This is a genomic window from Streptomyces sp. NPDC079141 (genome assembly GCF_040686775.1).
Taxonomy (GTDB): Bacteria; Actinomycetota; Actinomycetes; order Streptomycetales; family Streptomycetaceae; genus Streptomyces.
Window position 1 is genome coordinate 14,095 of record NZ_JBFBLP010000019.1, and the last position, 26,673, is coordinate 40,767.

Consider the following 26,673-nt stretch of genomic DNA (forward strand, 5'->3'; position numbering starts at 1 on the left):
ACGCTAACCAACCGGTGGGCTGGAATCCCGACCCAATTCGTTACTGTTTCACTGGTCCAATGTGCCGAACAGTCGCACCAGCTCCGCCAACGGCATCGAACCGGGGGTCCGCCGCTCGCGGGCGAAGGTGTTGGCGAGGTGCTGGAGGAGTTCGTTGAACGGAGTGGGCACGCCGTGCAGCCGGCCGAGCAGGACGATCTCACCGTTGAGGTAGTCGGTCTCGATGGTGCCGGTGCCCCGGGCCAGGGACTGCCAGGAGGAGCCGCCGCCGCGCTCGGTGCCGTCGAGCTCCACCAGGGTGACCTTGTCGCCGCGGACGGCCTGCTGTTCCTCGGCGCTCGCGTACGCGATCCCGGCGGCGTCGAGGACGGCGACGGCCTCGGACCGCACCCTGTCGTAGAGCGCGACCGCTTCCTCGGTGGCCACCGGGCCGGTGACGGCCTCCAGGGCGTTGCCGAGGTTGCCCAGCAGCTTGGCGTACTGCCAGCGGGAGACGTCGGACACGACGGGCGCCTCGAAGTGCGCCTTCTCCAGGTCGGCGGCGATCTGCCGGAGGGTGTCGTCGGTGCCGTGGGGGTGGCGGCCGAGATGCAGGATGCCGGTGAGCGGGGTGCCGGCCGCGGAGACGACGCCGGGTTCGACGAAGGCCGAGGGCAGCCAGACGCAGACGCCGTACACCTGCCGGAAGACGCGCAGGGCCAGGCGCTGGCTCTCCACCCCGTTCTGCGCGCACAGCAGCGGCAGCCGCTCGGCCGCCGTTCCGCCGCCCGCCACCGGGGCCGGCCCCCAGGCCTGGAGAGCGGCCGCGCTGTCCTGTGTCTTGACAGCGAGGACGAGCACGTCGTCCTCGCGCAGTTCGCCGAGCGCGTCCGGCCCGTCGACCGTCGGCAGCCGATACGTGAGCTCACCCTCGGGCACCCTGAGACGCAGCCCGTTCTCCCGCAGCGCCGCGTGGTGGGCGCCCCGCGCGACCAGGACGACCTCGTGACCGGCCCCCGCGAGCCGTCCGCCGATGACGCCGCCGACCGCTCCTGCTCCGATGATGATGTAGCGCATGGGACGAGCCTCGCACACCGGTTGACCTTTCCCCTGGGGCAGAGTCGAGAGTCCGGGCCATGGACGACTTCTACCTGGGACAGACCGTGTTCACCGATCCGGGCGACCTGGACGTCGCGTCCCTGCCCCGCGATCCCGCCCAACTGGCCTTGCTGACCAGGGGTCTGATGATCCATCGGGCGGAGGGCGATCGCCTCGGCCACCCGGTCCCCGAGGACCGGCAGCTCGACGAGCCCGAGGAACGGCGGGTCCGCGGCATCCTGCGGATCCTGCGCGAGCGCGGGGACACCCCGCTCACCGAACAGCGGCCGTACGAGCGGCGGTTCACCGCGACCTGCCGGCACTTCTCGCTGCTGCTGTGCGGGCTGCTGCGGGCCACCGGCACCCCCGCCCGGCTGCGCTGCGGCTTCGCGACCTACTTCGCCGAGGGCTACCACGACGACCACTGGGTCACCGAGTACCGCCTGCCGGACGGCAGTTGGCGGCTGATCGACACCCAGGTGCTGCACCCCGCCTACGCACTGGACTTCGACCCGCTGGACGTGCCCAGGGACCGTTTCCTGGTGGCCGGGGACGCCTGGCTGAGGTGCCGTCGGGGCGGGGCGGACCCCCGGTCGTTCGGGGTCTGGGGGTACGGCGGTTTCGACGGCCTGTGGTACATCCGCACCAACGTCCTGCTGGACCTGGCCGCGGTCAACCGCGTCGAACTGCTGCCCTGGGACGTCTGGGGCCGGGAGATCCGCTCCGACACCGACCTGACCGAGGACGACCTGGCCCTGGTGGACGCGGTCGCCGCGGCCCGCACCGACGAGGAGCTGCGGCGGCTGTACGAGGATCCGCGGCTCACGGTGCCGGACGAGATCGGCTCGTACGCCGCCCGTACCGGCTACCGCGAGCTGCGGAGGGTCACGCTGTCATCTCCACGAGCTTGACGACCGTGTTCCAGTTGCGGCTGGTGGCGATCACGCCCTTGTTCAGGCGCGGCTTGGAGAGGTGCTCGGCGAGCTTGGAGCGGCCGAGGCCGTTCGGGGCGTACAGGTACAGCGCGCGGTCGCCGAGCCTGAACTCCTCGGGCAGACAGGCGTCCTGGTCGATCTCGGCGAAGCGCTCGGCGTCGACCGGTGCGGAGAAGTAGGTGACGTGGAGCTGCTTCGCCTCCAGCTCGGCGGCCGGGAAGGGGCAGGCCTCGACGATCGCCTCCAGGTACGCGTGGTCGCGCACGATGACGTCGACCGCGAATCCGAACTGCTTCTCGATCGCCTCGGCGAGCTCGGCCGCGAGGGAGTCCTCGTCGCCGTGGTCGGCGGTGAACACGGCCTGGCCGCTCTGGAGGTAGGTCCGTACGGCGCCGTGGCCGAGGCCTTCCAGGAGGCTGCGCAGTTCGGCCATCGGGACCTTCTTGGCGCCGCCCACGTTGATCCCGCGCAGGAGGGCCGCATACGTCGTCGTCATCCGGACACCTTAGGGGGCCGTCGTGCCCCGTGGGGGTGGGCACGACGGCCGGGTCCGCGGGTGCGGACTGCGCTGAACTCTGGCCGATCCAGCGGTCGTCGATCAACCGCTACACGCACCTGTGACTTATTCAACAAGGCTTTGTAATAACAAAGGGGACCCAAATAGATGTAAGGGGCCTCCTCCTCCCCAGTGGGGAGGAGCCGGGGTCCGGGGGGATGATTCCCGCCGGTTCCACTTCACCGGGCAGTACGACGTGCAGGCTTTATCCGCCCCATACCTTCGAAACGAAAGGTGGCGGCAGGGGGCCTCCACCGTGCACAAGGGGGCAAGCCCGTCATGGGGAACGGAGACATACGGGTGCGGGGCCTGGCCGCCCGCGCGGGCGGCTGGAGCGCCCGGCACCGATGGGCTGCCGTCGGAATCTGGGTGCTGTTCGTCGTGCTGGCGATGGGGCTCAGTTCGGCGGTGGGCCGGGTGGACGTGGACGAGAGTCAGTCGCTGAAGGGTGAGACGTACACCGCATCGAAGATCATCGAGGACGCCGGGATCGACGAGCCGGCCGGTGAGACGGTCCTGGTCCAGGCGAAGGACGGCGGCCTCAAGGCCACGGACGAGGAGTTCCGCTCCGCGGTCACCGCGGTGATGGAGGCCGTGGACGCCACCGGCAAGGTCACCGACGTCACCTCGCCGTACGACACCGACACCGTCTCCCAGGACGGCCGCAGCGCGCTCGTGCAGTTCGACATGAAGGGCGACGCGGAGACTGCGGGCGAGCGCGTCGAGCCGGTGCTGAACGCCGTCGAGAAGGTCCAGAAGGACAACCCGTCGCTGACGATCGAGCAGATCGGCAGCGCCAGCATGATGAAGACGTTCGACGACGCGTTCGGGGACGACTTCCAGAAGGCCGAGTACTCGGCTGTGCCCGTGGCCCTCGGCATTCTGCTCATCGCCTTCGGCGCGCTCGTCGCGGCGCTGCTGCCGGTGCTCCTGGCGATCACCGCGATCATGGCGACCATGGGCCTGATGGGCATCGTCAGCCATGTGATGCCGATGGACGACACCGCCAACTCGGTGATGCTGCTGGTCGGTCTGGCCGTCGGCGTCGACTACTGCCTGTTCTATCTGCGCCGGGAGCGCGAGGAGCGGGCCGCCGGACGCGACCCGCAGACGGCACTGCGGATCGCCGCCGCCACCAGTGGCCGCGCGATCGTCGTCTCCGGCATCACGGTGTGCGTGGCGATGGCGGGCATGCTGTTCACCGGTATCTCCTCCTTCGAGGCGATGGGCCTGGCCTCGCTGATGGTGGTGGCCGTCGCCATGGTCGGCTCGGTGACCGTGCTTCCCGCGATGCTGTCGCTGCTGGGCCACCGCGTGGAGAAGGGCCGTATCCCCTTCCTGCACCCGGAGAGCAAGTGGCGCCGCAAGCGCGGCGGGGTCAATCGGGAGAGCCGGTTCTGGACGGCCGTCCTCGGCGGTGTGCTGAAGCGGCCCGTGGTCTCGGTGGTCGTGGCGGCCGGTGTGCTGCTCGCCGTAGCCGCGCCCGCGCTCGGCATGAAGACCCAGAACCTCACGCTGGACCAGGAGTTCGGCGACTCGCTGCCCATCGTCCAGACGTACAACCGCGTCAACGACGCCTTCCCCGGCGGCTCCGAGCCGGCCGAGGTGGTCGTCAAGGCGGACGACATCAACGCCCCCGAAGTGCAGGGCGCCCTCGCCGACTTCAAGAAGGAGGCCGTCGCCTCGGGTGCCTCGCGCGGCCCGGTCGAGATCAAGCTGCACGAGGAGCAGAACCTCGCCTTCGTGTACGTCCCGCTGGTCGGCGGCTCCGACCTCGACAAGGCGGGCGCGAACCTGGAGAAGCTGCGCGACGAGGTGCGTCCGGCAACGCTCGGCAAGGTGGACGGCCTTGAGGCGCCGATCAGCGGACAGGTCGCCGGCAGCCACGACTTCAACGAGCAGCTGACCGGCGCGGTCGCCCCGGTCTTCGCCTTCGTGGTGGTCTTCGCCTTCCTGCTGATGCTGCTGTCGTTCCGCTCGCTGACGATCGCCGTCACCTCGATCGTGCTGAACCTGCTCTCGGTGGGCGCGGCCTACGGCATCCTCGTCGCCGTCTTCCAGCACGGCTGGGGCGCGTCGCTGGTGGGCGCGGAGGGCGTCGGCGCCATCATCACCTGGCTGCCGCTGTTCCTCTTCGTGATCCTGTTCGGCCTGTCGATGGACTACCACGTGTTCGTGGTCTCGCGGATCCGCGAGGCACGTCTGAAGGGCCGCAGCACGAAGGACGCGATCCAGCACGGTGTGGTCACCACGGCCGGTGTCGTCACCAGCGCCGCGGTCATCATGGTCGCCGTGTTCGCGATCTTCGGCACGCTGTCCATGCAGTCCATGAAGCAGATGGGCGTCGGCCTCGCGGCCGCGGTGCTCATCGACGCGACGATCATCCGGGGCGTGCTGCTCCCGGCGGTCATGGCGCTGCTGGGCGAGCGCAACTGGTACCTGCCGAAGTCGCTTCGCTGGCTGCCGGACATGACGCACGACGAGGCGCCGGAGGCCATCACCCACGAGCGGAAGGACGAGGCGGAGCCCGTCCGGGTGTGACACCTCCGCACTGAGCTGGGCCCGTCGGTCTCGGGGGTACCGACGGGCCCTTGTGCTGCACCCGCTGTGAACTGCGGGTCTGCCACAGCGAGTTCGTCTAAGGTGGGCGGATGGGCTGGGGGCATGGGAGGGGCAGGATGGCCGCTGTGGTAGCCGTGCACGGAGTCGGCAAGCAGCTGCTGGGCGAGGAGAGCCTGCTGAAGGACTGGCGGCCGGCGCTCCAGGACGGCCTGCGCCGCGCCGGGGGCCCCGACCTGGGCGCGGACGACCTGGCCATGGCGTTCTACGGCGACCTGTTCCGCCCGCCGGGCCGCACCCTGTCGGTCGGTGACCACCGCTACACGGCCGCCGACGTGGCCGAGGGGCCCGAGACCGAGCTGCTGTACACGTGGTGGGAGGCCGCCGCCGCGGTGGACGAGCGGGTCGTGCCGCCGGGCGCCAACACCCTGGCCCGTGCGCCGCGTTCGGCGCAGGCCGCGCTGCGGGCGCTGTCGGCGTCCCGGTTCTTCTCCGGGCTCGCCCTGCGGACCCTGGTGTCCGACCTGAAGCAGACCACCCGCTATCTGCTGGAGCCGGAGGTGCGCGAGGCGGCCCGGCAGCGGGTGGCGGACGCGATCGGCGACGACACCCGCGTCGTCGTGGCGCACTCCCTGGGGTCCGTGGTGGCGTACGAGACGCTGTGCGCCCTGCCCGGGCACGGTGTGCGGGCCCTGGTCACCCTGGGCTCCCCGCTCGGCATCCGGATGGTCCACGACCGGCTGTCGCCCGCCGGTGTCTGGCCGGGCGGAGAGTCGCTGGCCTGGACCAACCTTGCCGACGAGGGCGACGTGGTGGCCCTGGTGAAGGATCTCGCCCCGCAGTTCGGCGAGCGGCTGACCTCGGTGCTGGTGCACAACGGCGCGCACGCCCACGACGCCACCGCCTACCTCACGGACCGGCGCACCGGCGAGGCCGTCCGGGGAGGGCTGCATGCCCGCTGAGCCGGGCGCGCGACGCCTGCTCCTGGCCACGGCCGTGTCCCACTACAGCGCCGATCCGGCGCTGAACCGGCCGGAGCTCGTTCAGGCCCGGGACCAGGTCGTCCGGCTGTTCACCGAGCGGCTGGGCTACGAACTCGACCACACGCTCGGCACGAATCCGACGGAACCGGTCCTCACCGGAGCGCTGCGGCGCTTCAGTACGGACCCGGGCCGGCGAGCGGAGGACCTGGTCGTGCTGTACGTCGCCGCGCACGGGGAGGTCGTGGAGTCGACGGGCGAGCACCGTCTGCTCACCTCGGAGTGCCGCTCGGACGACATCGCCGACGCCATGCCGACGCTCCGGCTGGCGCAGAAGCTGCTGCTCGAAACGCCCGTGCGCCGCCTGCTGCTCCTGCTCGACACCTGCTACTCCGGGCGGGGCGGCAACGAGGTCGTGGCCTCGGCGCTGAAGCAGATGGGGCAGGGCTGGACCGAGGCCGGGTCGGGCTTCGCGGTCATCTCCTCCGCGCAGCCCCACGAGCAGGCCGAGTCCGGAGCGTTTCCGCGGCTGCTGGAGCGGGCGGTGGAGGCGTCGGCCGCGGAGGGCGGCACGGGTGCGCTGGATCTGGACCGGCTCGTCCAGCACATGAACGACGACCCGGAACGGCCCGGCTATCAGCAGATCAACCTGAGCCTGGGCGCGCTGACCGGCCGCGTGCCGCCGTTCGTCGCGATCCCGCCCGCGGGCCGTCCAGGGGCGGCCCTTCAGGACCGCGCTTCCGAGCACCGCCCGCCCGAAGGCCTTCCGTCCGGGTCCGGCGCGGCGGGCGTCCTGCCGCCCCAGGTCCGCTCACAGCCCAGCGGGGTGCCCACTCCACTCGGTGTGGCCCGTCGTTCGGGTCATGGGCCCCTCTTCCCCGATGCCGATCCGCCCCGGCTCGACGGGGACGACGGCCTCGACGGCGAGCAGCGGCGCAAGGCCGCGCTCACCCTGTGGGAGCGGTGGACGAAACAGCGCCGCAGCGCCGCGCTGCTCTACGGCTTCCCCGGCGTCGGCAAGACCGACCGTGTGGTGCGCCCGCTGCTGGACGAGGCGAGGCTGCTGCACGACCGCGTCACCGTCCTCGTCGACGCGCCCGAGCATCCCGTGAACGCCTCGAAGGAGCTGCTCGCCCGGCTGCACGCGCAACTGGATCTCCAGGGCCACTACGGACCGGCGTCCGCCATCGCCTCGGAACGGCGGCTCGACAAGGCGCTGGTGATCCTGCTGAACCTCGGGGTGCTCGTCGTCGTCGACGAGTTCCAGCGGTTGTTGGGCCCCGACGGCCGCCCGGTGCAGCCCGTCGCGGACGATCTGAAGGCGGCCTCGGGTCCGGGGGCGCGGGGCGACGGCTGCCTGTGGCTCGTGTCCAGCCAGAAGGTGCACCCCGTGTGGGCGCAGGCGTTCCATCCCGTGGAGCTGCCGCCGCCCCCGGTCGAGGACGCCGTACGGATCCTGCTCAGCAGAAAGGATCCGTACGACGCCGAGCAGTGGTTCCCCGAACAACGGCGGGTGGAGGTCGTGGAGCGGCTGGGCCGCAACCCCTTCGCCCTGTCGCTGCTGGACAGCCTGGTGGGGCCGTCCGACTACTCCCTGGAGGAGGTCCTCGGACCGCCCAGTGCGGTGCCGCAGGCGCCGTACGACCTCCAGTTGGTCGATCTGGTCGAGAAGGAGCTGGTCACCAAGGCGACCGAGCGGCTGACCGCCGAGGCCGCGGGCGCGCTGCGCCAGTTGTCGGTCCTGACGGACTGGGCCGGGCAGGACCTGGTGGAGGCGATGACCGGGCATCTGGGCCACTTCCCCGCCGCGCGCAAACAGCTCCAGGAACGTTTCCTGCTCCAGGTCCGCAGCGTGAGCAACGAGACCACGCATGCGCGCAGCACCCGTTACCAGGTCCATCCCGCCGTACGGGAGATCGTCTGCGTCCGCATGCGCCACGACGCCAAGAGCTGGAGCGCCGCCCACCGCCGCGCCGGGCTCTGGCACGCCCGGCCGCTCTTCGCGAGGGACCCCTCACGGGCGGGCGAACTCCGGCTCGCGCTCGCGCTGTCGGCGGCCCGGCTGCACTTCGTCGAGGGACAGCTGCCCGGCGAGCTGGCCCGGGCGGTGCAGGCGCTCGGCCGGTACATGGAACGGGAGTTCGGCAAGGAGCGGCTCAAGCTGCCGCCGCCCTCCTCCCCGGCGGAGGTGACCGCCCGCATCCAGCTGCTGGACGCGTACCACACCGAGGACGGCACGCCCTTCACCCACCACCACCTGGCGCGGCTGCTGCGCCACCGGGCCGAACCCGGGGACCTGGAACGGGCGTTGGAGCACGCCCGGCCGGCCACCCGAGGCCAGTCCGACGTGTATCCGTGGAGCCTGCTGCTGAAGCTCCTGCGGGACGTGCGGGGGCCGGAGGCGGCCGTGCAAGCCGGATGGGACGCGATCGAGCACATCAAGGACGGCCGGGCGTTCGTCGTCTACGACGAGATCGCCAAGTGCCAGATCCGGCTCGGCCGTGCGGCGGACGCGCTGGAGACGCTGCGCGAGGGCTGTGCCCGGGTCAAGAGGCAGGACGCCTACCGCCTCGCCGAGCACGCCGTGCAGTACGCGGCGGCCGAACCCACCGCCGGGCCGCTGGAGGAGACCGCGGCCTGGGTCCGGGAAGACCCGGCCCTGCGGGCGCAGGCGTACATGGCGGAGGTCCTGCTGCTGCAACGGCACGGCAAGTGGCCGGATTCGGCGCGCATGGCGCAGTCCCGTCGCCGGGAGTACGCCACCTTCATCCATCTGGCGGTCTACGAGGCGCTCGGCTGGCTCGGGGCGGGCGACCCGGCTCGCGCGCAGCAGGCGCTGACCAGCTTCCCCGGGGGCGTCCCCAACAGCCCCCGGCCCAAGCCGCGCGAGGGCAAGACCTGGCTGGCGTCCCTCATCGCCCTGCACGACGGCGACCTGGACCGGGCCCGCCGGATGCTCGCCCTCTACCTGGGCGTCGACGAATGGGGCGGCACGGCGGAGGAGTTGCGCCGAGCACTGCTCGCCGAGTGGGACCGCCCGGAGACGCGGATGGACGAGTCCAACCCGGCCTTCGTCGCCCCGGTCCTGCCGCCGTACGTCACCGGCCGGCTCTCCTTGGCCGTGCGCTCCCAGTACGGCTCACCGGTGCTGACCGAGACCGCTCCGCTGTCCTGAGGCCAGCTCCGCCTCGATGAGGTCCGCCGCCCGGCGCGTGCCGCCCTCCTCGGCCGTGCGGGCCTGGATTTCCTTCAGGCGCCCGGCGACCTCCGGGTCGTCCACGAGGGCGAGGGCCGCCTCGCGCAGTGCCTCGGCAGTGGCCTGCTCGGTTTCGAGGCGGCGGGCGACACCGAGCGCCTGGAGCATGTCGGCGTTGCCGAACTGGTCGACGGCCTGCGGTACGGCGATCATCGGGGTGGCCGTGACCAGCCCCTCCTGGCTGCCGCCCGCGCCCGCGTGGGTGACGAACAGGTCGGCCTGCTTCAGGACCGCCAACTGCGGCACCCAGGACCGCACCTCGACGTTCTCGGGTACGTCCCCCAGCTCGGCGGGGTCCACATGCCGGCCGATCTGGAGCACCAGGTGCCAGCCCGGCAGGCCGGCGAAGGCCTTGACGCACTCGCGGTAGAAGCCGGGCTGCTTGGTGAAGGAGGACCCGAGGGAGACGAGCACCACCTTCTCGGCGTCGGCGGGCCGCTGCCAGTCGCCCTCGGCGGTGCGGTCGCCCTGGCAGGCGCCGACGAAGGAGTGCACCGTCTCGTCCACCCGGTCGGCGTGGGGCTGCAAGGCCTTGGGGACGAGGACGAGGGAGCGCGCCGGGCGGCCCACGAACGGATCCGGGTGCTCGGTGATCCCGTTCTCCTCCAGCCAGGCGTGGAAGCGGGCGTAGTAGGCCTGCCCCCGCTCGGTCTTCTTCGGCTCCTCCCACATCGGCTCGGCGACCTCCTTCTCGTAGCCGTCCCAGGCGACGAGGTTCGGCGAGAGGGAGACGACGGGCACGCCCCAGCGGTGGGCGAGGACGCGGGCCGGGTAGGAGGTGATGTCGTGCAGGACGAGATCCGGCTCGTCACCGTCGTAGGCCTCGATCAGCTGCGGCAGCGCCTGGATCGCGTCGGCGAGGAACGGCTCGACGTTGTCCAGCAGGGTGCTGCCCCAGGCCTCCGGGTCGGCGTCGGGGCCGGGGAGGGTGGAGTTCCAGAGCCTGGGCTCGGCGCCGGTCGCGGCGACCTTCTCGGCGAACGCGGGCGGGATCGCGTAGGTGACCCGGTGCCCGCGCGCCACGAGCTCGCGGATCACCTCAAGGCTCGGGTTCACGTGTCCGTGGGCGGCGATGGAGAACATGGCGATGTGTGCGGGAGTGGTCATGCCGACGACTCTAGGCGAGACGAGACGTCTCGTGCAACTTATATCGCGGAGCACCTGGGCTTCGCATGACGTATAAACGTTCGGTCGAGCGGGTGGATCGGGGGCGGGGACGATGACTGAGGGCGTCGACCAGGACGACGTGCTGTGGGCGCGGAACGTGCTGCTGGGCACGGAACGGCCGAGCCCGCGCCGGGCGGTGGACGCGTGCCGGGTGCTGGCGCGGGTGAGCCCGGCGACGTATCTGCCGCGCCTCTCGAAGGCGTTGTACGAGCTCGCGTTCGTGGCCGAGCTGCGGGAGAAGCCCGAGATCCGGCTGACGCTGTTCGAGGAGGCCGTCGAGGCCGCGTACGCCATGGACGAGACGGACCCGCAGCGCGCCGACGTACTGCTGTCGTCGCTCGACTGGCAGCAGCGGGAGCTGTTCGGCCTGGGACGGCGCCCGGAAGGGCTTGCGGTGTGCGAGGAGATGGCCCGGGTGAGCCGCCGGGCCGTCGACGCCGGCGCTCCGGAAGCGGGCGGACTGTACGCGTGGGCGCGCGCCCTGGCGGAGGAGGGCCGCCATGGCGAGGCGGCCGCGCTGTACGAGGAGTTCGCCCGGCGCAGCCGGCCGCGCGGACCGCAGGGCGGGGGTACCGCCTGGGTGTTCATCGAGTGGGGTGCGGAGGCGGAGGCGGCCGGGCTGGGGGCAGCCGCGGTGGAGGCGGCCCGCGAGCTGGTCGCGCTGCAGCGGGAGGACCTGGCCGGACGGAACGCCTCCCTCGCCCTGCTGCTGTTCGCCCTGGTCCGGCTCGCCGAAGTGCTGGACGGGCAGGGCGAGTCGGAGGAGGCCTCGGCCGCGCTGGCGGAGGCCGGCGAACTGTACGCGGAGCTGGCCTCGCACGGTGATCCGCACTCGGCGGGCAGCTACCGGTACACCTTCTGGGCGGTCCTGTTCGGGCTGACCGGCCGCGCCGAGGAACCTGCGGCACCGGGCCGCCCGGCCCCGCCGTTCGGCTCGGAGGCGCTGCACTGGGCCCGTGACGTCCGCGAGCGCTATTTCGCCGGACTGCCCGCCCTGGAAACCGCCTTGACGGAACCGGCCTGCGACGACGACCTCGCCGAGCGGATCCGCCGGCACCGCAGACTGACGGTCCGCGCCACGCTGCACGCCCAGCACCGGCACGGGTACCGCTTCCTGGAATCCGTACGTCCCCACTTCGAGGAAGGCGTCGCCCTGGCCCGCCGCCTCCACGCCCTCGATCCTGCGGCGGGGGCGGCTCCGCTCGCCCGGGCCCTGTTCGACCGCGCGGGTGCGCTGACCACCGACCATCACTTCGCCGCCGCGCAGTCCGACTTCGAGGAGGCCCGCGCCCTGCGTGCCGCTCTGCGGTGATGGCGGGCGAGCCCCGGACCCGGCCGCCTCCACACCCCGCCCCAGCCCCGGGCGCGACACCGCCCGCCGGGCCCTGTTCGACCACTCCGGCGCACCCACCACCAACCAACAACGCGCCACCGCACACGCCGACGTCGAGGAGCCCCGCGCCCTGCGCGCCGCTCTGCGGTGATGGCGGGCGAGCCCCGCCTTCCCGTCCCTCTCACCCGCACGCCGACGCCGACGCCGAGAAGACCCAGCCCCCGCCTGCCGCTCAGCGCTGATAGCGCGCCAGGACCAGGTTCCCGTCGTCCTCCAGCCGGTCGCGCAGCTCGTCGAGTCCGATCGCGCCGCTGTAGTACTCCTGGAAGGCGGGGGTGGCGACCTTGTCCTTCCACTCCGGGTAGCCGCGCACGGACTGCGCGGGCGCGGAGCGCAGATGGGCGGCGAGGGCGGTGCCGGTGGCCCAGTCGTGCTCGGGGGTGCGCAGGGCCGGGTCCTTCAGGGCCTCGGTGCCGGTGGGCAGCATCCAGTCGCCGAGGGCGAGGCGGACCATGTTCGCGGGCCGGAGCAGGAAGTCGACGAACTCGGCCGCCTCCTGCTGGTGCGGGCTGTCCTCGGCGATGGACAGCGTCTGCGGGCTGACGCCCTGCGTGAGCCCTTCGGCGCCCGCCGGGGCGGGCAGCACCTGCCAGTCGAAGCCCTCCGGCGCCTGCTGCACGATCTGCTGCCGGTAGGAGAAGCCGAGCGGGACCATCGCGTACTTGCCGCCGAAGAAGCCCGGCAGGGTGTCCGAGCCGCCGCTGCCCAGGGTCGTCGGAGAGGCACTGCGGTCGGTGTTGACCTGGTCGTGGACGGTACGCGGCATCACCTCGTCGCCCGCCCCGAAGCGGACGGTCACCTTGCCGTCCGCACCCCGGTGGAACAGCTGCCCGCCCGCCGACAGCGACAGGTTGAGGCTCGCGGAGACCGGGTCCTTCAGCGGCCAGGCGACCCCGTACTTCCCCGCGCCGCTCAGCTCCTCGGTGATCTGCCGGAACTCCGGCCAGCTCCAGGGGCGTTCGGGCGTCGGGATGCGTACGCCGGACTCCTTCAGCCAGGTGGCGTTGGCGACGATCACCCTCGGTTCCTGGAGGAACGGCACGCCGTAGATGCCGTCGCCGAAGGTCGCCGTCTCCCAACTGCGCTGCGGGATGTCCGACTTCAGGCGATCGGGCAGCAGGTCGGTCAGATCGGCGAGATAGCCGCCGTAGGCGAAGTCCGCGAGGTCGTCGGAGGCGTCGTGGATGATGTCGGGCGCCTCACCGCCCTCGAAGGAGGTGAGCAGCTGGTCGTGGACGCTGTCCCAACTTCCCTGCACGTACTCGACCTTGACGTCGGCATGCGTGTCGTTCCACTCCTTCACCAGCTCCTTGTTGGCCTCGACGGACTCCTCCTGCCAGGCCAGGGACTGGAAGCGGAGGGTGATACGGCCGTCCGGGGACGCGTCGTCGCCGGTGCAGCCGGCCAGCAGCAGGAGGAGCGCGAGGATGCCCGCGACTTTGCGCATCAGTTCTTCACCGCCCCGGCGAGCATGCCGCCCGTGATCCGTCGTTGGACGACCGCGAAGACGATCAGCGAGGGCAGCGTGGCGAGGAAGGCAGCGGCCGCCAGGGGGCCCAGGTCGGCGACGCCCTCGGCGCCGATGAAGTGGGTGAGGATCACCGGCAGGGTCTGCTTCTCGGGGGTCTTCAGCAGCACCAGCGCGAAGAAGAACTCGTTCCAGGCGGTGACGAAGGCGAACATCGCGGTCGCCGCGATCCCCGGCGCCAGCAGCGGCGCGGTCACCGAGACCAGGGTGCGCAGCCGCCCGGCCCCGTCGACGGCGGCCGCCTCCTCCAGTTCGGCCGGCACGGCCCGGACGTATCCGACGAGCATCCACAGCGCGAACGGCAGCGCCCACACGACGTACACCAGGATCAGCCCGAACAGGGAGTTGACCAGCCGCAGTTCCTTCAGCACGAGGAACAGCGGGATGATCAACAGGACCAGCGGGAAGGCCTGGCTGACGACGACCCAGCCGGAGGCGGCGCGGGCGAGCCGGGTGCGGTGCCGGGCCATGACGTACGCCATCGGGGTCGCGATCACCACGGCGATCAGCGCGGCGGAGACCGCGGCGATCAGGGAGTTGGACGCGGCCTCCAGCAGCGGCTGCTCGTCGAAGGCCTGGCGGAAGTTGTCCAGGGTGGGGTTCTCGGGGATCCAGGTGGGGTGCAGGCTGCCCAGTTCGCGGGGCGGTTTGAACGCGGTGGAGATCAGCCAGAGGAACGGGAAGGCGAGGAAGACGAGATAGGCGAGCAGGGCGGCGTACTGGCCGACACGGCCCGTGGTGCTGGTTCTCATGACTCGTCACCTCCGCGCAGCCGCCCGGCCAGGAACAGCGCGAGCAGGACCGAGACCAGGGCCACCATCACGCATCCCATCGCCGCTGCGTAGCCGAACTGCCCGTAGCGGAAGGCCTCTTCGTAGGCGAAGAGCATCGGCAGACGGGTGCGGCCGCCGGGTCCGCCGCCGGTCAGGACGTAGACCAGCGCGAACGAGTTGAAGTTCCAGATGAAATTGAGCGCCGTGATCGCGAGGGCCACCGGCCGCAGGGCGGGCCAGGTGACCGTGCGGAAGCGGCGCCAGGCGCCCGCGCCGTCCATGGCGGCGGCCTCGTGGAGTTCGCGCGGGGTGTTCTGCAGGCCGGCGAGGAGGGCGACGGTCGTGGTCGGCATCCCGGCCCAGACGCCCACGACGATCACGGCGGGCAGTGCGGTCGCGAGGCCGCTGAGCCAGTCGCGGCCGTCGCCGAGGCCCAGGTCGCGGAGGGTCTCGTTGAGGATGCCCGCGTCGGGGTTGTAGACGAGCCGCCACATCACGCCGACGACGACCTCGGGCATGGCCCAGGGGACGATGGCGAGGGCGCGGGCCAGCCAGCGCAGCCGGAGGTCCTGGTTGAGCAGCAGGGCGAGGCCCAGCGCGAGCAGGAACTGGGGCACGGTCACGCCGACGGCCCAGACCAGGCCGATCCGGAACGACTCCCAGAACAGCGTGTCCTCAAGGAGGTCGCTGAAGTTGAGACCGCCTATCCACTGGGTGGACCGGGTGCGTCCCGACTGGGAGTCGGTGAAGGCGAGCAGGATGCCGTACAGCAGCGGTCCGACGCTCAGCAGCAGGATCGGGATCAGCGCGGGCAGCACCAGGAACCAGGCGCCGCCCGCACGCGGCCCTCCTGACACCGACCGCTTCGTCGCGGTCACCAGGGTCACGTGATCGACTCCTCGCAGGGCTCGTGACGATCTCGGACTGGGCCTGGTCATGGTCGTGACAGCCGTATCCGGCGTCAAGACACCGCGCACACGGTCCGACCTGTGGGAATGCAAGACTGGCCGACAGACGACCACTCACCGAGGGCGACATGGAGGCGGACAATGGACGAGTTGCGGGCCCGGGAGGTACTGGCCGCGGCGGGGGTGCTGCCGCCCGGTGCGGCGCGGGACGCCACTCTCCTCGCCCTGGGCGAGAACGCCGTGTTCGCCGCCGGTGACCTGGTCGTCAAGGTGGGACGCGACGCCGAGCTGCTGGACCGGGCGCGTCGCGAACTGGACATCGCGGAGTGGCTGGCGAAGGCCGGCGTGCCCGCGGTGCGCGCGGCTGCCGCCGAGGCGCTGCTGGTCGAGGGACATCCGGTGACGGTGTGGCACCGGCTGCCCGATCCGGTACGGCCCGCCGAGCCACGGGATTTGGCCGAACTGCTACGGGTGGTGCACGCCCTGCCCGCGCCTCCCTTCGCACTGCCGCCGCGGGAACTGCTGGGCGGGGTGGAGCGCTGGCTGCGGCTCGCGGGGGACGCGATCGATCCGGCGGACGCGGCGTATCTGCGGGAGCGGCGGGACGGGTTCGCGGGGGCGGCGGCCCGGCTGACGCCGCGGTTGCCGGTGGGGCCGATTCACGGGGATGCGCTGCCCCGGAATGTGCATGTCTCCGCCGAGGGGCCGGTGCTGGTCGATCTGGAGACGTTCTCCTTCGATCTGCGGGAGCACGATCTTGTGGTCATGGCGCTGTCCCGGGACCGGTACGGGTTGCCTGCGGCGGCTTATGACGGGTTCGTGGCGGCGTACGGGTGGGATGTGCGGGAGTGGGAGGGGTGCTCGGTGCTGCGGGGGGCGCGGGAGACCGCCAGCTGTGCGTGGGTGGCTCAGCATGCGGGGAGCAATCCGAAGGCGCTGGTGGAGTTTCGGCGGCGGGTCGCGTCTTTGCGGGACGGGGACGAGAGCGTGCGGTGGTATTCGTTCTGAGCGCCTAAGGGGTAGGGGGCTGTCGTTTCGTGGGCGGCTGCGGGCTTGTTGTGGCTTGTCGCGCCCCGCGGCGGAGCCGCATATCGACACGGCCCCGCGCCCCTGGCGGCGTCAGCTCACCCTGGATGGTTTGTGCTGCCCGCCTCAGTTCCGCAAGGACCGTGCGCACCGCCTTTCTCGCCGTGCGCTCGGGGCGGTAGAGGGCGTCGACGTGGCGGGTGGCCTGCACGCCGGTGAGCGGTTTGAGGACCAGTGCCGGGTGTGGCCGCACCGTGAAGCGGGGCATCAGGGCCAGGCCTCCGCCTGCCGCCACCGCTTCCGCGACGACGACGAACTCGTTGATGCGGTGGGCCAGGTGGAGGCGGCGGCCCGCGGCCGCGGAGATCGCCTCGATGGTCGCCAGGACGGGGAAGCCGTCGTGCACGGTGATCCACGGCTCGTCCGCCACGTCGTTCGGGGTGACCCGGCGCTTGGTGGCGAGCGGGTGGTCGGCGGGCATGGCGACGTCCAGCGGCTCGCGCAGCAGCGTGGTGGCGGTCACCGAGTCCGGCCAGGGCGCGGCGTGGGCGAGACGGTGGGCGAGGACGAGGTCGTACTCGCGGGTCAGGCGCGGGAAGTCGTCCTGTATGACGTCCTCGTCGGCGAGCGCGAGCACCGGGTTGCCGGGGCCGGCGAGGGCGCGCAGCAGCAGGGGGAAGAACACCCCGCCGGCGCTGTGGAACGCGGCCACCGAGACCTGCCCGTCGTTCCGCCCGACGAACTCCTCGACGCTGCCGCGGGCCCGTGCCAGTGCCGTCTCCACCTCGACCGCCGCGCCCGCCAGCGCCTGTCCCGCGTCGGTCAGCACCAGCCGTCTGCCCTGGCGCTCGGTGAGTGGTACGGGGATCGAGCGCTGGAGCAGCCGCAGCTGCTGGGAGATCGCCGACGGGGTCACCAGCAGGGCCTCGGCGACCGCGGTGACACTGCCCAGTTCGCCGAGCTCGCGCAGGATGCGCAACTGCCGTTCGTCCATCTCCTCAGTGTAGGAGGTCCATGTAGGAGCACTAAAAGATCGTTTAAGAAACACGTACTGGGCTTCAAGGATTCTCCGGTGCACCGTAGGGAGGTGTCCGACGTACGCCGTACCGATGCGGTACTCCTCCTGGTCGCGATCGTCTGGGGATCCAGTTATCTGTCCGCCCAGACGGCCACCGCCGCCCTGCCCGTCCTGCTGGTGCTGTTCGCCCGCTACGCCCTCTCCGCGCTCGCCTGTCTCGGCCTCGTCGCCTCCCGGCGGGGGCCGCGCCGGTGGACCCGCCAGGAGCTGCGGGCCGGTGTGCCGCTCGGTCTGACCCAGGCCGCGGTGCTGGTCGTGGAGACGTACGGCGTCGCCCACACCACCGCCGCGAACGCCGGGCTCATCATCAGCCTGACCATCGTGCTCACCCCGCTGCTCGACCGCGGCGGCCGGCGCAGCGGACTGCCCGCCCGCTTCTACGCCGCGACCGGCGTGTGCGTCCTGGCCGTCGGACTGCTGATGTCCGGCAACGGCTTCCACGCCCCTCGCCTCGGCGACCTGCTGATGCTCGGCGCCGCGCTGGTCAGGGCCGGCCATGTCGTCCTCGTCGGACGGCTCACCGTCGGCAAGGCGATCCGTCCGCTGCATCTGACGACGGTGCAGACGCTCGTCGGCACGGTGCTGTTCCTGCCGGCCGCCGCACTGGACCTGCCGACCCTGGTCCACGCCGACGCCGCGACCTGGACTCAGCTGGTGTATCTCGCCCTGTTCTGCAGTGTGTTCGCCTTCCTGGCGCAGACGTGGGCCGTGCAGCGCACCTCGGCCAGCCGGGCCAGCCTGCTGCTGGGCACCGAGCCGCTGTGGGCCGTCGCGGTGGGCATCGCCGTCGGCGGCGAGCACCTCACCGCGCTCACCGGCCTGGGCGCGGCCCTGATGCTCACCGGCACCTACTGGGGGCAGGCCGTGGAGCGAGCCCACCGCACGGCCCCCGCGCCCGAACCTCCCGAGTCCCACCCCACCGAAGAGGACCCCGCATGCCGAACCACGACACTTACGACCACCTGATCGCCCTCCTCGACACCGCCGGGGTCGACTACCAGCTCCTCGACCACGAGCCCGAGGGCGCCACCGAGGCCGTCTGCGCGCTGCGCGGTCACCCCGCCTCGCAGGCCGCGAAGTGCATCGTGCTCCGGGTCAAGGTCGACCGCCGCACCACCCGCCATGTCCTTGCGGTGGTCCCCGGGGACCGGCGGGTGGACCTGGACGCCGTCCGGACGCTGTACGCGGCGCGCTACGCCGGTTTCAGCGACGCGGAGACCGCCGAGCGGCTGGCCCGCTCGGTGCCGGGCACCGTCCTGCCGTTCAGCTTCGACCCCGAGCTCGAAGTGGTCGCCGATCCCGAGGTGGTGGCCCAGCCGAAGCTGTACTTCAACGCGGCCCGGCTTGACCGGTCGCTGCTGATGTCGGGCGCCGACTACGCACGGCTGGCCGAGCCCCGCGTCGAGCGGATCGCGGGTCCCGCCCCGGAGTGATCACACCGTCTCGTCGGCCGGCTCCCGCAGCGGCCAGGTGCCGTCCACCACGGCCTCGGTGTCGCCCTTGCGGCGCAGGAAGCTCTGGAAGTCCGCGGCCCACTCGGCGTACCACTGGATCTGGCGGCGGTGCAGCTCGGCCGGGCCGAGCGCCGCGACCTTGGGGTGGCGCTCGGCTATCGCGCCGGCCAGCCGGGCCGCGGCGAGAGCGTCGGCCGAGGCGTCGTGGGCGGCGTCGAGCGGGATGCCGTACTCCGTGCACACCGCTTCGAGGTTGCGCTTGCCGCGGCGGTAGCGGTCGGCCCAGCGGTCGATGGTGTACGGGTCGATGACGGGCGCCGGGTCCGCGCCGCCCAGGCGGTCGCGCAGTGACGGAAGGGCGTGTCTGCGCAGCTCGGCGGAGAGCAGGCTCAGATCGAAGGCGGCGTTGTAGGCGACGACCGGGACGCCCGTCCTCCAGTAGCCGGTCAGGACGTCCGCGATGGCGTCGGCGACCTGGTCGGCGGGGCGGCCCTCGGCCGTGGCGCGTTCATTGCTGATCCCGTGCACCGCCACCGCGTCCGCCGGGATCTCGACGCCCGGGTCCGCCAGCCACTCCCGGCGTCCGAGCGGCTGTCCGCCCCTGACCTCGATCACGGCGCCGGTGACGATGCGCGCCTCGCGCGGATCCGTGCCGGTCGTCTCCAGGTCGAAGCCGATCAGCAGCTCACGGTGCCAGCCCATGGGCGGTCCCCCTTCTTGGTGGTGCTTTCCCCCAGTGGTCTCCACCTTCCCATGGGCCACTGACAATCAGAGGGCCGCGTTCCGCTTAGCCGCGGGGCAGGTCAGGACACAGGCCGCGAATCGACCCACGCCACTTCGAACTCCTCGCGGTACGTCGGGAAAAGCCCGCCCTCATCCCCTTTATCCAGTTCACCCGGCTTGACCACCTTGCTCCCTCCCCGCAGCACCAGCACCGGCGCCTCCATGCCGCGGCTGCGGCGCAGGTACGACTGCACGACCGCGATGCCGTCCGAGCCGTCGCCGTCGACGAGGTACGCCGTGAAGCGCGGCGTCTCGTCGTAGACCTGGATCTCGAAGGCGCCGGGGTCGCGCAGCCGGGAGCGCACCCGGCGCATGTGCAGGATGTTCATCTCGACGGCGCGGGCCAGCTCCCCGCGCTTGAGGCCCAGTTCGCGCTCGCGCCGCTTGACCGCGCTGGAGGCGGGGTTCATGAACAGCAGCCGCACCCGGCAGCCGGTCTCGGCGAGCCGCACCAGGCGGCGGCCGGAGAAGTTCTGCACGAGCAGGTTCAGGCCGATGCCGATGGCGTCGAGCCGGCGGGCGCCGCCGAAGATGTCCTCGGCGGGGAACTGGCGCAGCAGCCGCACCCGGTCGGGATGGACCGCGACCACGTCGCCGTAGCGGTCGCCGACCAGGTCCTCGACCGCGTCGACGGGCAGCCGCCGCGCGGACGGTACGTCGCCGCCCGCGCCGAGGATCTCCAGCAGCCGTGCCGAGGCGCGTTCGGCCTGGCCGAGGACGGCCTCGGACAGGGCCCGGTTGCGCGAGACGACGTTGCGGGTCACCTCCAGCTCGTCCAGGGCCAGTTCGACGTCGCGGCGCTCGTCGAGGTAGGGCTCGAAGCACGGCCAGTGCTGCACCATCAGCTCGCGCAGCTGCGGCAGGGTGAGGAAGCTGAGGACGTTGTCGTCGGCCGGGTCGAGCAAGTAGCCCTTGCGGCGGCTGACTTCGCGTACGGCAACCGCGCGCTGGACCCACTCCTGTCCGGCGGGGCCGGCCGCGGCGACCACCCAGTCGTCGCCGTGGACGGGTTCGTAGATGGGGCGCAGGACAGCGGCCACGACCGCGCGCAGCCGCTGTTCGACGAGGTTCAGCCAGATGTAGGCCCGGCCGGCCCGCTGGGCGCGGGTGCGCACCTCGTGCCAGGCGTCGGCGTCCCAGTCCAGCTCCGGCCCGATCGCCCCCGCGTCCATCGGCCGTGCCAGGGACACCGTGCCGGGCGGGACGTCTGTGGAGTTCCCCTCGTGACCCTCGTCACCAGGGGGCAGCTCCAGCCCTCCCGAGCCCACCCGCGCACCGCCTTCCGCTCCCCCGAGCACTCCCCGTCTCAACGATCAAGGAAGGGTACTCCGGGAGCGGTCGACGGTGCAGCCGGATGGACAGGGTCGTTTCTCAACTACCGTTGTTCCAGTCGCCGTTCTGCCCGGCAAGGGCGGGCGGAGTGAGCGGATTCATAGCGGTGACATCGCGCGGGGCGATGGAGAAGCCCTGCCAGTGGACCGGCATCGGCTGCTGGTCCTCGTCCCGGGCGATGTGGTGGAACCCGACGTTCATCCACAGCGAGGGGCGGGTGAGGGTCTGTCCGTCCACGAACTTGTTGACGGAGCTGCCCGTTCCGGTGGCGCAGGGCTTGTTCTCGCTGGCGTACTGCTCGCACTTCTTGTACTCGGTGAAGTACACGTCGTGCTTGGTGAAGCCGCGCCCGGAGTACTTGCTGGTGGGCCCGGGGACGAGCTCGTAGGAGCGCGGGTGGCCGTCCTTGTTCTTGCCCGCGGTGCTCACCACGCGCCACCAGCGGTGGTTCTTGAGGTCTCCGGCCAGTTCCTTGGTCACCTTGGTGCGGGTGGTCGTCGCGGTCGGGCCCTCACCGTTGCCGGCCGGCGGGCTGACCTTCGAGTCGTACTGCTCGACCTTGGTCTTGGAGGAGCCGTCGAGGGCGAAGTCGAGCTTCCAGAAGACGTTGTGGCTGTGGCTGTCCGCCTTCCCGGCGGCACCCTTGCCGATGGGCCAGCTGCGGCCGTCGCCGCCGTCGTAGTCGTACGGCGAGAGGCTGCCGGTCGCGCCGACGTTCATGGTGATGGTGCCGTCGTCCTGGAAGCGCCACTCGGTGATGTACTCGTACCAGTCGACCTTGTTGACGGTGTAGACGAGCAGGTCCTTGCCCTGGGCCTGGTAGACCTTGCCGTCCTGGTTGCTGTTGAGGAAGCGGTAGGCGTGGCCACGCGCGCGTGTCGTGGTGCACAGGCCCTTGATGTTGCCGTCCTCGTAGTACGAGGGGTTGGCGACCTTGACCGTCTTGATGGTGCCGCCGGGGCACTCACCGGCGGCCATGTTCATCAGGCCGTTGCCGAAGCTGTACCGCGTCAGGTCGTTGTACTCGCTCAGGCCGTCGTCGTAGGGCACATGGATCTGGGCGAGTTTGGCGCTGTTGAGGACCTTGATCGGCTTGGCCTCGCCGGGCGGCTGGTAGGAGATGTGCTCCAGGACGATCCCGGCCTTGGACTCGAAGCGCCAGCACATCCGCCAGGTCGTGCCGGACGCGAGCTTCTGCTCGATCTGGTAGGCCGTGCTGCACTCGGCCGCGGGCGCGGCGGGGGCGCTCTTCGGCTGGGCGGTCGCCGGGCCCGCACCGGTCGTCACGCCGGCGGCCAGCGCGGCGACGGCGAGGGCCAGGGCCGACCGCCTGCGGGCACGGCTCATTCTGTTGACGCGCATGAAGAAGTGACTCCCTTACAGGAGGAGCAAGTTGGAAAAGCGAATGGACGGAATCGCGCGGCCGCGGCGGGCCGCGGCGGCTCAGCCGCGCTGGATCGCGACGACCTTGCCGGCGCTCAGGTCGATGACCAGGTGCCGGACGTCGATCCACGGACCGTTCACGACCTTCGGGGACAGCGTCGCGCAGCGGTGCTCACCGCAGGCGGCGAGCGCGGCCGGCCTGATGCCCGGGTCCGCGATGAAGACCATGCTGTTCAGCTGGAGCTGCTCCGGCGAGGTGAGCTCCTTGTCGGTGGCGTCCTTGTAGTCGCCCTTCAGACCCGCGGACAGCGTGTCGGCGAGCAGCAGGCGCGCCGCCTCGGTCTCCTCGGCCCGGCTCAACGGCGGCTGCACACCGTGGTGCGTGACGGTCTGTTCGACCTTGCCGGTGTCGAGGTTGACCGTCCGGGTGACGAGGGTGTCGTCCTTGTAGTCGTAGTACGTGACCTCGGCGCGCCGCGGCGCGTCCGGGTTGTCCAGCTCCTCGGCCTCGGGCTGGGCGAGCTCCGCCCCGAGTTGCTGCGGGCCGCGGTCCCCGTCGACGTCCTCGCTGGCGTTGAACAGCTGCCGGTTCAGGGCGAGCTTGGCGACCCGCTGGAGCTCGTCGTCGGTCAGGGGGTCACGCCCCGTGCCCTTCTCCCCTTCGGCCGGGGCCTGCTCGACGACGCCCGGCTCGGCGGCCGCGCCCTGCGCCCCCTGCGCGTCCTGGCCCTGCTGCTGGGCGGTGCCGGTCCGGCCGTCCGCCCTGGTTCCACCCGTGTCGTCCGCCCCCGCCGTGCCCGGCAGGGTGATCCCGACCATCACGGCGGTGGAGGCCACCGCGATGGCCGCACCGGCCACCACCTTGCCGAGATGGCGGTGCACTATCTCGCGCACGTCTCTTCCCCCTACTCCCCCTGGGTCCTCGGGAGTATGTGATTGCCCCACTGGTTCGGCATACCGCGTATGCCTGGTCGCTCGGTAAGAGGGGCGTAAGTCATAGGTGGTTCCATCACTTTCGGGGAGACTCGACGCCAAGGCGCCACCCACGGCGCGCTCCACCTGAAAGAGTCGAGTCCATGCAGGTCTGGCCTGGAGAGGCGTATCCACTCGGTGCCACGTACGACGGCGCCGGCACCAATTTCGCGGTCTTCACGGAGTCCGCGGACCGAGTAGAGCTGTGTCTGCTGCACGACGACGGCTCGGAGACGGCGGTGGAGCTGCGGGAGAGCGACGCGTTCGTGCGGCACGCGTACCTACCGGGCATCATGCCGGGACAGCGCTACGGCTTTAGGGTGCACGGGCCGTACGCCCCCGAACGCGGGCTCCGCTGCAACTCCGCGAAGCTGCTGCTCGATCCGTACGCGCGTGCGATCAGCGGCTCGGTCCGCTGGGGCGAGGAGGTGTACGGCTACCACTTCGACGCACCCGACCGGCGCAACGACCTGGACTCGGCCCCGCACACGATGTCGTCGGTCGTGGTCAACCCGTACTTCGACTGGGGCGACGACCGGCGCCCGCGCACCGAGTACCACCACACGGTGATCTACGAGGCCCATGTCAAGGGCCTCACCATGCGCCACCCGGGGCTGCCGGAGGAACTGCGCGGCACCTACGCGGCACTGGCACACCCGGCGGTCATCGAGCACCTGACCGAACTGGGCGTCACGGCGCTGGAACTGATGCCCGTACACCAGTTCGTGAACGACCACCGCCTGGTGGACATGGGCCTGAACAACTACTGGGGCTACAACACGATCGGCTTCTTCGCCCCGCACAACGCCTACGCCTCCTGGGGCGACCGCGGCCAGCAGGTCCTGGAGTTCAAGTCGGCGGTCAAGGCGCTGCACGAGGCCGGTATCGAGGTGATCCTGGACGTCGTCTACAACCACACGGCCGAGGGCAACCACCTGGGCCCGACGCTGTCCTTCCGGGGCCTGGACAACCTCTCGTACTACCGGCTCACCGACGACCGCCGGTACTACATGGACACCACGGGCACCGGGAACTCCCTGCTCATGCGGTCCCCGCACGTCCTTCAGCTGATCATGGACTCGCTGCGGTACTGGGTCACCGAGATGCATGTCGACGGCTTCCGCTTCGACCTCGCGGCCACCCTGGCCCGCCAGTTCCACGAGGTGGACCGGCTGTCGTCGTTCTTCGACCTGGTGCAGCAGGACCCGGTGGTCTCCCAGGTGAAGCTGATCGCCGAGCCGTGGGACGTGGGCGAGGGCGGCTACCAGGTGGGCAACTTCCCGCCGCTGTGGACCGAGTGGAACGGCAAGTACCGCGACACCGTACGGGACCTGTGGCGCGGCGAGCCGCGCACGCTGGCGGAGTTCGCGTCCCGGCTGACGGGCTCCTCCGACCTCTACCAGGACGACGGGCGACGCCCGCTGGCCTCCATCAACTTCGTCACCTGCCACGACGGGTTCACCCTGCACGACCTGGTGGCCTACAACCACAAGCACAACCAGGCCAACGGCGAGGACAACCGCGACGGCGAGAGCCACAACCGGTCCTGGAACTGCGGCGTGGAGGGCGAGACCGACGATCCGGTGGTGCTGGAGCGGCGCCGGCGCCAGATGCGCAACTTCGTCGCCACGCTGATGCTGTCCCAGGGCGTGCCGATGATCAGTCACGGCGACGAGTTCGCGCGCACCCAGAAGGGCAACAACAACGCCTACTGCCAGGACAGCGAGCTGGCCTGGCTGGCGTGGCCCGACGGCGAGGACGCCGACCGCGAGCTGCTGGACTTCACGCGCGCGATGGTGTGGCTGCGGCGGGACCATCCGGTCTTCCGCCGGCGCCGCTTCTTCCACGGGCGTCCCGTGGAGGGGACCCACGACGAGCTGTCGGACATCGCCTGGTTCACCCCGCAGGGCAAGGAGATGACCCAGCGGGACTGGAACTCCACGCAGCCCTCCGCGCTGTCGGTGTTCCTCAACGGCAACGCGATCTCCGAGCCGGGCGCACGCGGGGAGCGCATCACCGACGACTCGTTCCTGCTGATGTTCAACGCCTCGCCGAAGACCCTCGACTTCGTCGTGCCGGTCAACCACGGCCGGCAGTGGCAGGTGGTCGTGGACACCGCCCGCACCGACGGCGCCCCGCCCGGCACGGGTCCGAAGGTGCAGGCCGGGGACCGGCTCACGCTGGTGGACCGGAGCCTGACGGTACTTCAGCGGCCGGTGTAGCGGGACGCGCGCGGGTGGCGGCGGGCCCGGTGTACGACGCCGGGCGCGCCGTCAGCGCGAGGACGCAGGCGAGGGCGGCGGCCAGGCTTCCCGCCGCGAAGGCCGCGGCGGGGCCGTGCGACTCGGCGAGGCGTCCGGTGACGGCAACCGCGAGGGCCTGGCCGCCGACCAGCGCGCTGGTCGCCACGGCCATCGCCTCCGCGAGCCGGACGGGCGGCACCACCCGCTCGGTGAGCCCGAACACGGTGATCAGGTGCGGGGCGTACGCGACACCGAGGACGGTCACCGTCGCGTACAGCCCGCCCAGGCCGTCCGTCCACAGCAGGGGCAGCGAGAGCGCGCACGCGGCGGCGGTGGCCGCCCGCCACCGTGCCGTGAGCCCGACGCGCGCGGGCACGGCGGCCATGGACAGCCCCGCGACGGCGCTCATCACGCCCATGGCGGCGTACACGAGGCCCGCCTGTTCCGGGCGCCCCATCCGCTCGGTGAGCGAGGTGATCCCGGCCTGGCAGGCGCCGAACATCGCTCCCTGGAGGGCGAGGGCGGCCCGCAGGGAGTACACGGAGCGAGGCATGGGCACACGCGCGCGGGGAGCCTTGCGGGGTGCTGCCGTGGCCCGTGTCGCCACCGCCGTCGGATGCAGCGCGAAGCCGCTGCCGCACACGGCCACGAGGAGCGCGGCGGCGAGCAGGGCGTGGGCGGGATGGGACAGCACCGCGGCCAGGCCGACCAGGGCCGGGCCGAGGACGAAGGAGATCTCGTCCAGGGTGCTCTCGAAGGAGAGGGCGGCGCCGACCACCGGCTCGGGCGCCTCCCCCCGCCGGGCGAGCGCGACCAGGCGTGTGCGCGCCAGGGGTCCGATCACCGGCACGCTCGCGCCCGCGCACGCGCCGAGGAGCGCGAGCAGCGGCGTGGACAGGCCGGCGAGCGCCCCGGCCACCAGGGCGGTGATCGCGAGGGCGTTGGTGAGGGAGAAGACCAGCACGACCGTGCGCTGGCCGTGCCGGTCGGCGAGCCGGCCCACCAGCGGACCGCAGAGCACCTGCCCGAGCGCGAGCGCACCGCCGGTCAGCCCCGCCGCGGCCAGCGAGCCGCTCGTGCGGGCCACCAGCAGCACACTGCCGAACTGGACGGTCGCCGTGGGCAGCCGCCCCAGGAAGGACACCACCGGCAGCAGCGGTCCGGCCAGGCCGATCACCTCGCGGTAGGTGTCCAGTGCGCCGCGCCGTCCCACAGTCCCCATCACTCGAAGCTAGCCACGCGTGCGAGGTACGTGGAGGGGACGATGACA

Annotated in this window: 21 protein-coding genes and 1 pseudogene; 10 read left to right on the forward strand and 12 right to left on the reverse strand. The window is 71.6% G+C overall.

Annotated features, from left to right (window positions below; all coding sequences use genetic code 11):
* Positions 1 to 48: 48 nt before the first annotated feature.
* Positions 49 to 1,056, reverse strand: coding sequence for a 2-dehydropantoate 2-reductase N-terminal domain-containing protein (locus AB0Q90_RS35360; RefSeq protein ID WP_363163156.1), 1,008 nt, complete (start codon positions 1,054 to 1,056; stop codon positions 49 to 51).
* Between the two features lie 59 nt (positions 1,057 to 1,115).
* Here AB0Q90_RS35360 and AB0Q90_RS35365 point away from each other — a divergent pair, with 59 nt between their 5' ends.
* Entirely contained in the window at positions 1,116 to 1,988 is an 873-nt protein-coding gene (locus tag AB0Q90_RS35365; RefSeq protein WP_363163155.1) for a transglutaminase-like domain-containing protein, read from the forward strand.
* Here the strand turns inward: AB0Q90_RS35365 and AB0Q90_RS35370 are convergent.
* Positions 1,963 to 2,508, reverse strand: coding sequence for a DUF1697 domain-containing protein (locus AB0Q90_RS35370; RefSeq protein ID WP_363163154.1), 546 nt, complete (start codon positions 2,506 to 2,508; stop codon positions 1,963 to 1,965). The two genes, AB0Q90_RS35365 and AB0Q90_RS35370, sit on opposite strands and share 26 nt — an antisense overlap.
* Before the next feature lie 339 nt (positions 2,509 to 2,847).
* Here AB0Q90_RS35370 and AB0Q90_RS35375 point away from each other — a divergent pair, with 339 nt between their 5' ends.
* The 3 genes from AB0Q90_RS35375 to AB0Q90_RS35385 all read left to right on the forward strand — a co-directional run bounded on the left by AB0Q90_RS35375 (position 2,848) and on the right by AB0Q90_RS35385 (position 9,282).
* Complete coding sequence (locus AB0Q90_RS35375; protein ID WP_363163153.1) at positions 2,848 to 5,109, forward strand: MMPL family transporter; 2,262 nt, start codon at positions 2,848 to 2,850, stop codon at positions 5,107 to 5,109.
* 137 nt (positions 5,110 to 5,246) lie between these two features.
* The gene (locus AB0Q90_RS35380) at positions 5,247 to 6,089 is read left to right on the forward strand and encodes a hypothetical protein (RefSeq protein WP_363163152.1); all 843 of its coding nucleotides are present in this window, start codon (positions 5,247 to 5,249) and stop codon (positions 6,087 to 6,089) included.
* Positions 6,079 to 9,282 (forward strand): caspase family protein, encoded by a 3,204-nt coding sequence (locus tag AB0Q90_RS35385; RefSeq protein WP_363163151.1) that lies wholly within the window; start codon positions 6,079 to 6,081, stop codon positions 9,280 to 9,282. The genes AB0Q90_RS35380 and AB0Q90_RS35385 overlap by 11 nt, the downstream gene beginning before the upstream one ends.
* Here AB0Q90_RS35385 and mgt read toward each other — a convergent pair.
* Positions 9,247 to 10,537, reverse strand: a pseudogene (gene mgt, locus AB0Q90_RS35390) (macrolide-inactivating glycosyltransferase). The gene AB0Q90_RS35385 and the pseudogene mgt overlap by 36 nt on opposite strands.
* A 45-nt stretch (positions 10,538 to 10,582) precedes the next feature.
* On the opposite strand from mgt, the gene AB0Q90_RS35395 reads away from it, so the two are divergent.
* Positions 10,583 to 11,842 carry a hypothetical protein gene (locus tag AB0Q90_RS35395; RefSeq protein WP_363163150.1) on the forward strand — a complete coding sequence of 420 codons (1,260 nt, stop codon included), beginning with the start codon at positions 10,583 to 10,585 and terminating at the stop codon, positions 11,840 to 11,842.
* Positions 11,826 to 12,014: a hypothetical protein gene (locus AB0Q90_RS35400; protein WP_363163149.1), complete on the forward strand. Its 189-nt coding sequence runs from the start codon at positions 11,826 to 11,828 to the stop codon at positions 12,012 to 12,014. Before AB0Q90_RS35395 ends, AB0Q90_RS35400 begins: the two co-directional genes overlap by 17 nt.
* Positions 12,015 to 12,095: 81 nt before the next feature.
* Here the strand turns inward: AB0Q90_RS35400 and AB0Q90_RS35405 are convergent, their stop codons facing one another.
* The 3 genes from AB0Q90_RS35405 to AB0Q90_RS35415 are packed head-to-tail and all read right to left on the reverse strand — an operon-like array spanning position 12,096 to position 15,111.
* Positions 12,096 to 13,370: a sugar ABC transporter substrate-binding protein gene (locus AB0Q90_RS35405; protein WP_363163148.1), complete on the reverse strand. Its 1,275-nt coding sequence runs from the start codon at positions 13,368 to 13,370 to the stop codon at positions 12,096 to 12,098.
* The gene (locus AB0Q90_RS35410) at positions 13,370 to 14,203 is read right to left on the reverse strand and encodes a carbohydrate ABC transporter permease (RefSeq protein WP_363163147.1); all 834 of its coding nucleotides are present in this window, start codon (positions 14,201 to 14,203) and stop codon (positions 13,370 to 13,372) included. Before AB0Q90_RS35410 ends, AB0Q90_RS35405 begins: the two co-directional genes overlap by 1 nt.
* On the reverse strand, positions 14,200 to 15,111 hold the full coding sequence (locus AB0Q90_RS35415; RefSeq protein ID WP_363163146.1) for a sugar ABC transporter permease: 912 nt from the start codon (positions 15,109 to 15,111) through the stop codon (positions 14,200 to 14,202). Before AB0Q90_RS35415 ends, AB0Q90_RS35410 begins: the two co-directional genes overlap by 4 nt.
* A gap of 162 nt (positions 15,112 to 15,273) precedes the next feature.
* Here AB0Q90_RS35415 and AB0Q90_RS35420 point away from each other — a divergent pair, with 162 nt between their 5' ends.
* Positions 15,274 to 16,140 (forward strand): aminoglycoside phosphotransferase family protein, encoded by an 867-nt coding sequence (locus AB0Q90_RS35420; protein WP_363163145.1) that lies wholly within the window; start codon positions 15,274 to 15,276, stop codon positions 16,138 to 16,140.
* Between the two features lie 4 nt (positions 16,141 to 16,144).
* Here the strand turns inward: AB0Q90_RS35420 and AB0Q90_RS35425 are convergent, their stop codons facing one another.
* Positions 16,145 to 17,152 carry a LysR family transcriptional regulator gene (locus AB0Q90_RS35425; RefSeq protein ID WP_363163144.1) on the reverse strand — a complete coding sequence of 336 codons (1,008 nt, stop codon included), beginning with the start codon at positions 17,150 to 17,152 and terminating at the stop codon, positions 16,145 to 16,147.
* A gap of 93 nt (positions 17,153 to 17,245) precedes the next feature.
* Between AB0Q90_RS35425 and AB0Q90_RS35430 the strand changes: the two genes are divergently transcribed.
* Positions 17,246 to 18,202 (forward strand): DMT family transporter, encoded by a 957-nt coding sequence (locus AB0Q90_RS35430; protein ID WP_363163143.1) that lies wholly within the window; start codon positions 17,246 to 17,248, stop codon positions 18,200 to 18,202.
* Positions 18,172 to 18,669 (forward strand): YbaK/EbsC family protein, encoded by a 498-nt coding sequence (locus AB0Q90_RS35435; protein ID WP_363163142.1) that lies wholly within the window; start codon positions 18,172 to 18,174, stop codon positions 18,667 to 18,669. The genes AB0Q90_RS35430 and AB0Q90_RS35435 overlap by 31 nt, the downstream gene beginning before the upstream one ends.
* Here the strand turns inward: AB0Q90_RS35435 and AB0Q90_RS35440 are convergent, their stop codons facing one another.
* The 4 genes from AB0Q90_RS35440 to AB0Q90_RS35455 form a co-directional block, all read right to left on the reverse strand.
* Positions 18,670 to 19,392 (reverse strand): 3'-5' exonuclease, encoded by a 723-nt coding sequence (locus tag AB0Q90_RS35440; protein ID WP_363163141.1) that lies wholly within the window; start codon positions 19,390 to 19,392, stop codon positions 18,670 to 18,672. It abuts the gene before it with no gap.
* 101 nt (positions 19,393 to 19,493) lie between these two features.
* Complete coding sequence (locus tag AB0Q90_RS35445; protein WP_363163168.1) at positions 19,494 to 20,741, reverse strand: SAV2148 family HEPN domain-containing protein; 1,248 nt, start codon at positions 20,739 to 20,741, stop codon at positions 19,494 to 19,496.
* Positions 20,742 to 20,844: 103 nt separating this feature from the next.
* On the reverse strand, positions 20,845 to 22,167 hold the full coding sequence (locus AB0Q90_RS35450; protein WP_363163140.1) for a copper amine oxidase: 1,323 nt from the start codon (positions 22,165 to 22,167) through the stop codon (positions 20,845 to 20,847).
* Between the two features lie 81 nt (positions 22,168 to 22,248).
* On the reverse strand, positions 22,249 to 23,082 hold the full coding sequence (locus AB0Q90_RS35455; RefSeq protein WP_363163139.1) for a Tat pathway signal sequence domain protein: 834 nt from the start codon (positions 23,080 to 23,082) through the stop codon (positions 22,249 to 22,251).
* Positions 23,083 to 23,264: 182 nt separating this feature from the next.
* On the opposite strand from AB0Q90_RS35455, the gene glgX reads away from it, so the two are divergent.
* Positions 23,265 to 25,382, forward strand: coding sequence for a glycogen debranching protein GlgX (gene glgX / locus AB0Q90_RS35460; RefSeq protein ID WP_363163138.1), 2,118 nt, complete (start codon positions 23,265 to 23,267; stop codon positions 25,380 to 25,382).
* Here the strand turns inward: glgX and AB0Q90_RS35465 are convergent.
* Positions 25,336 to 26,625 (reverse strand): MFS transporter, encoded by a 1,290-nt coding sequence (locus AB0Q90_RS35465; protein ID WP_363163137.1) that lies wholly within the window; start codon positions 26,623 to 26,625, stop codon positions 25,336 to 25,338. The two genes, glgX and AB0Q90_RS35465, sit on opposite strands and share 47 nt — an antisense overlap.
* Between the last annotated feature and the right edge of the window lie 48 nt (positions 26,626 to 26,673).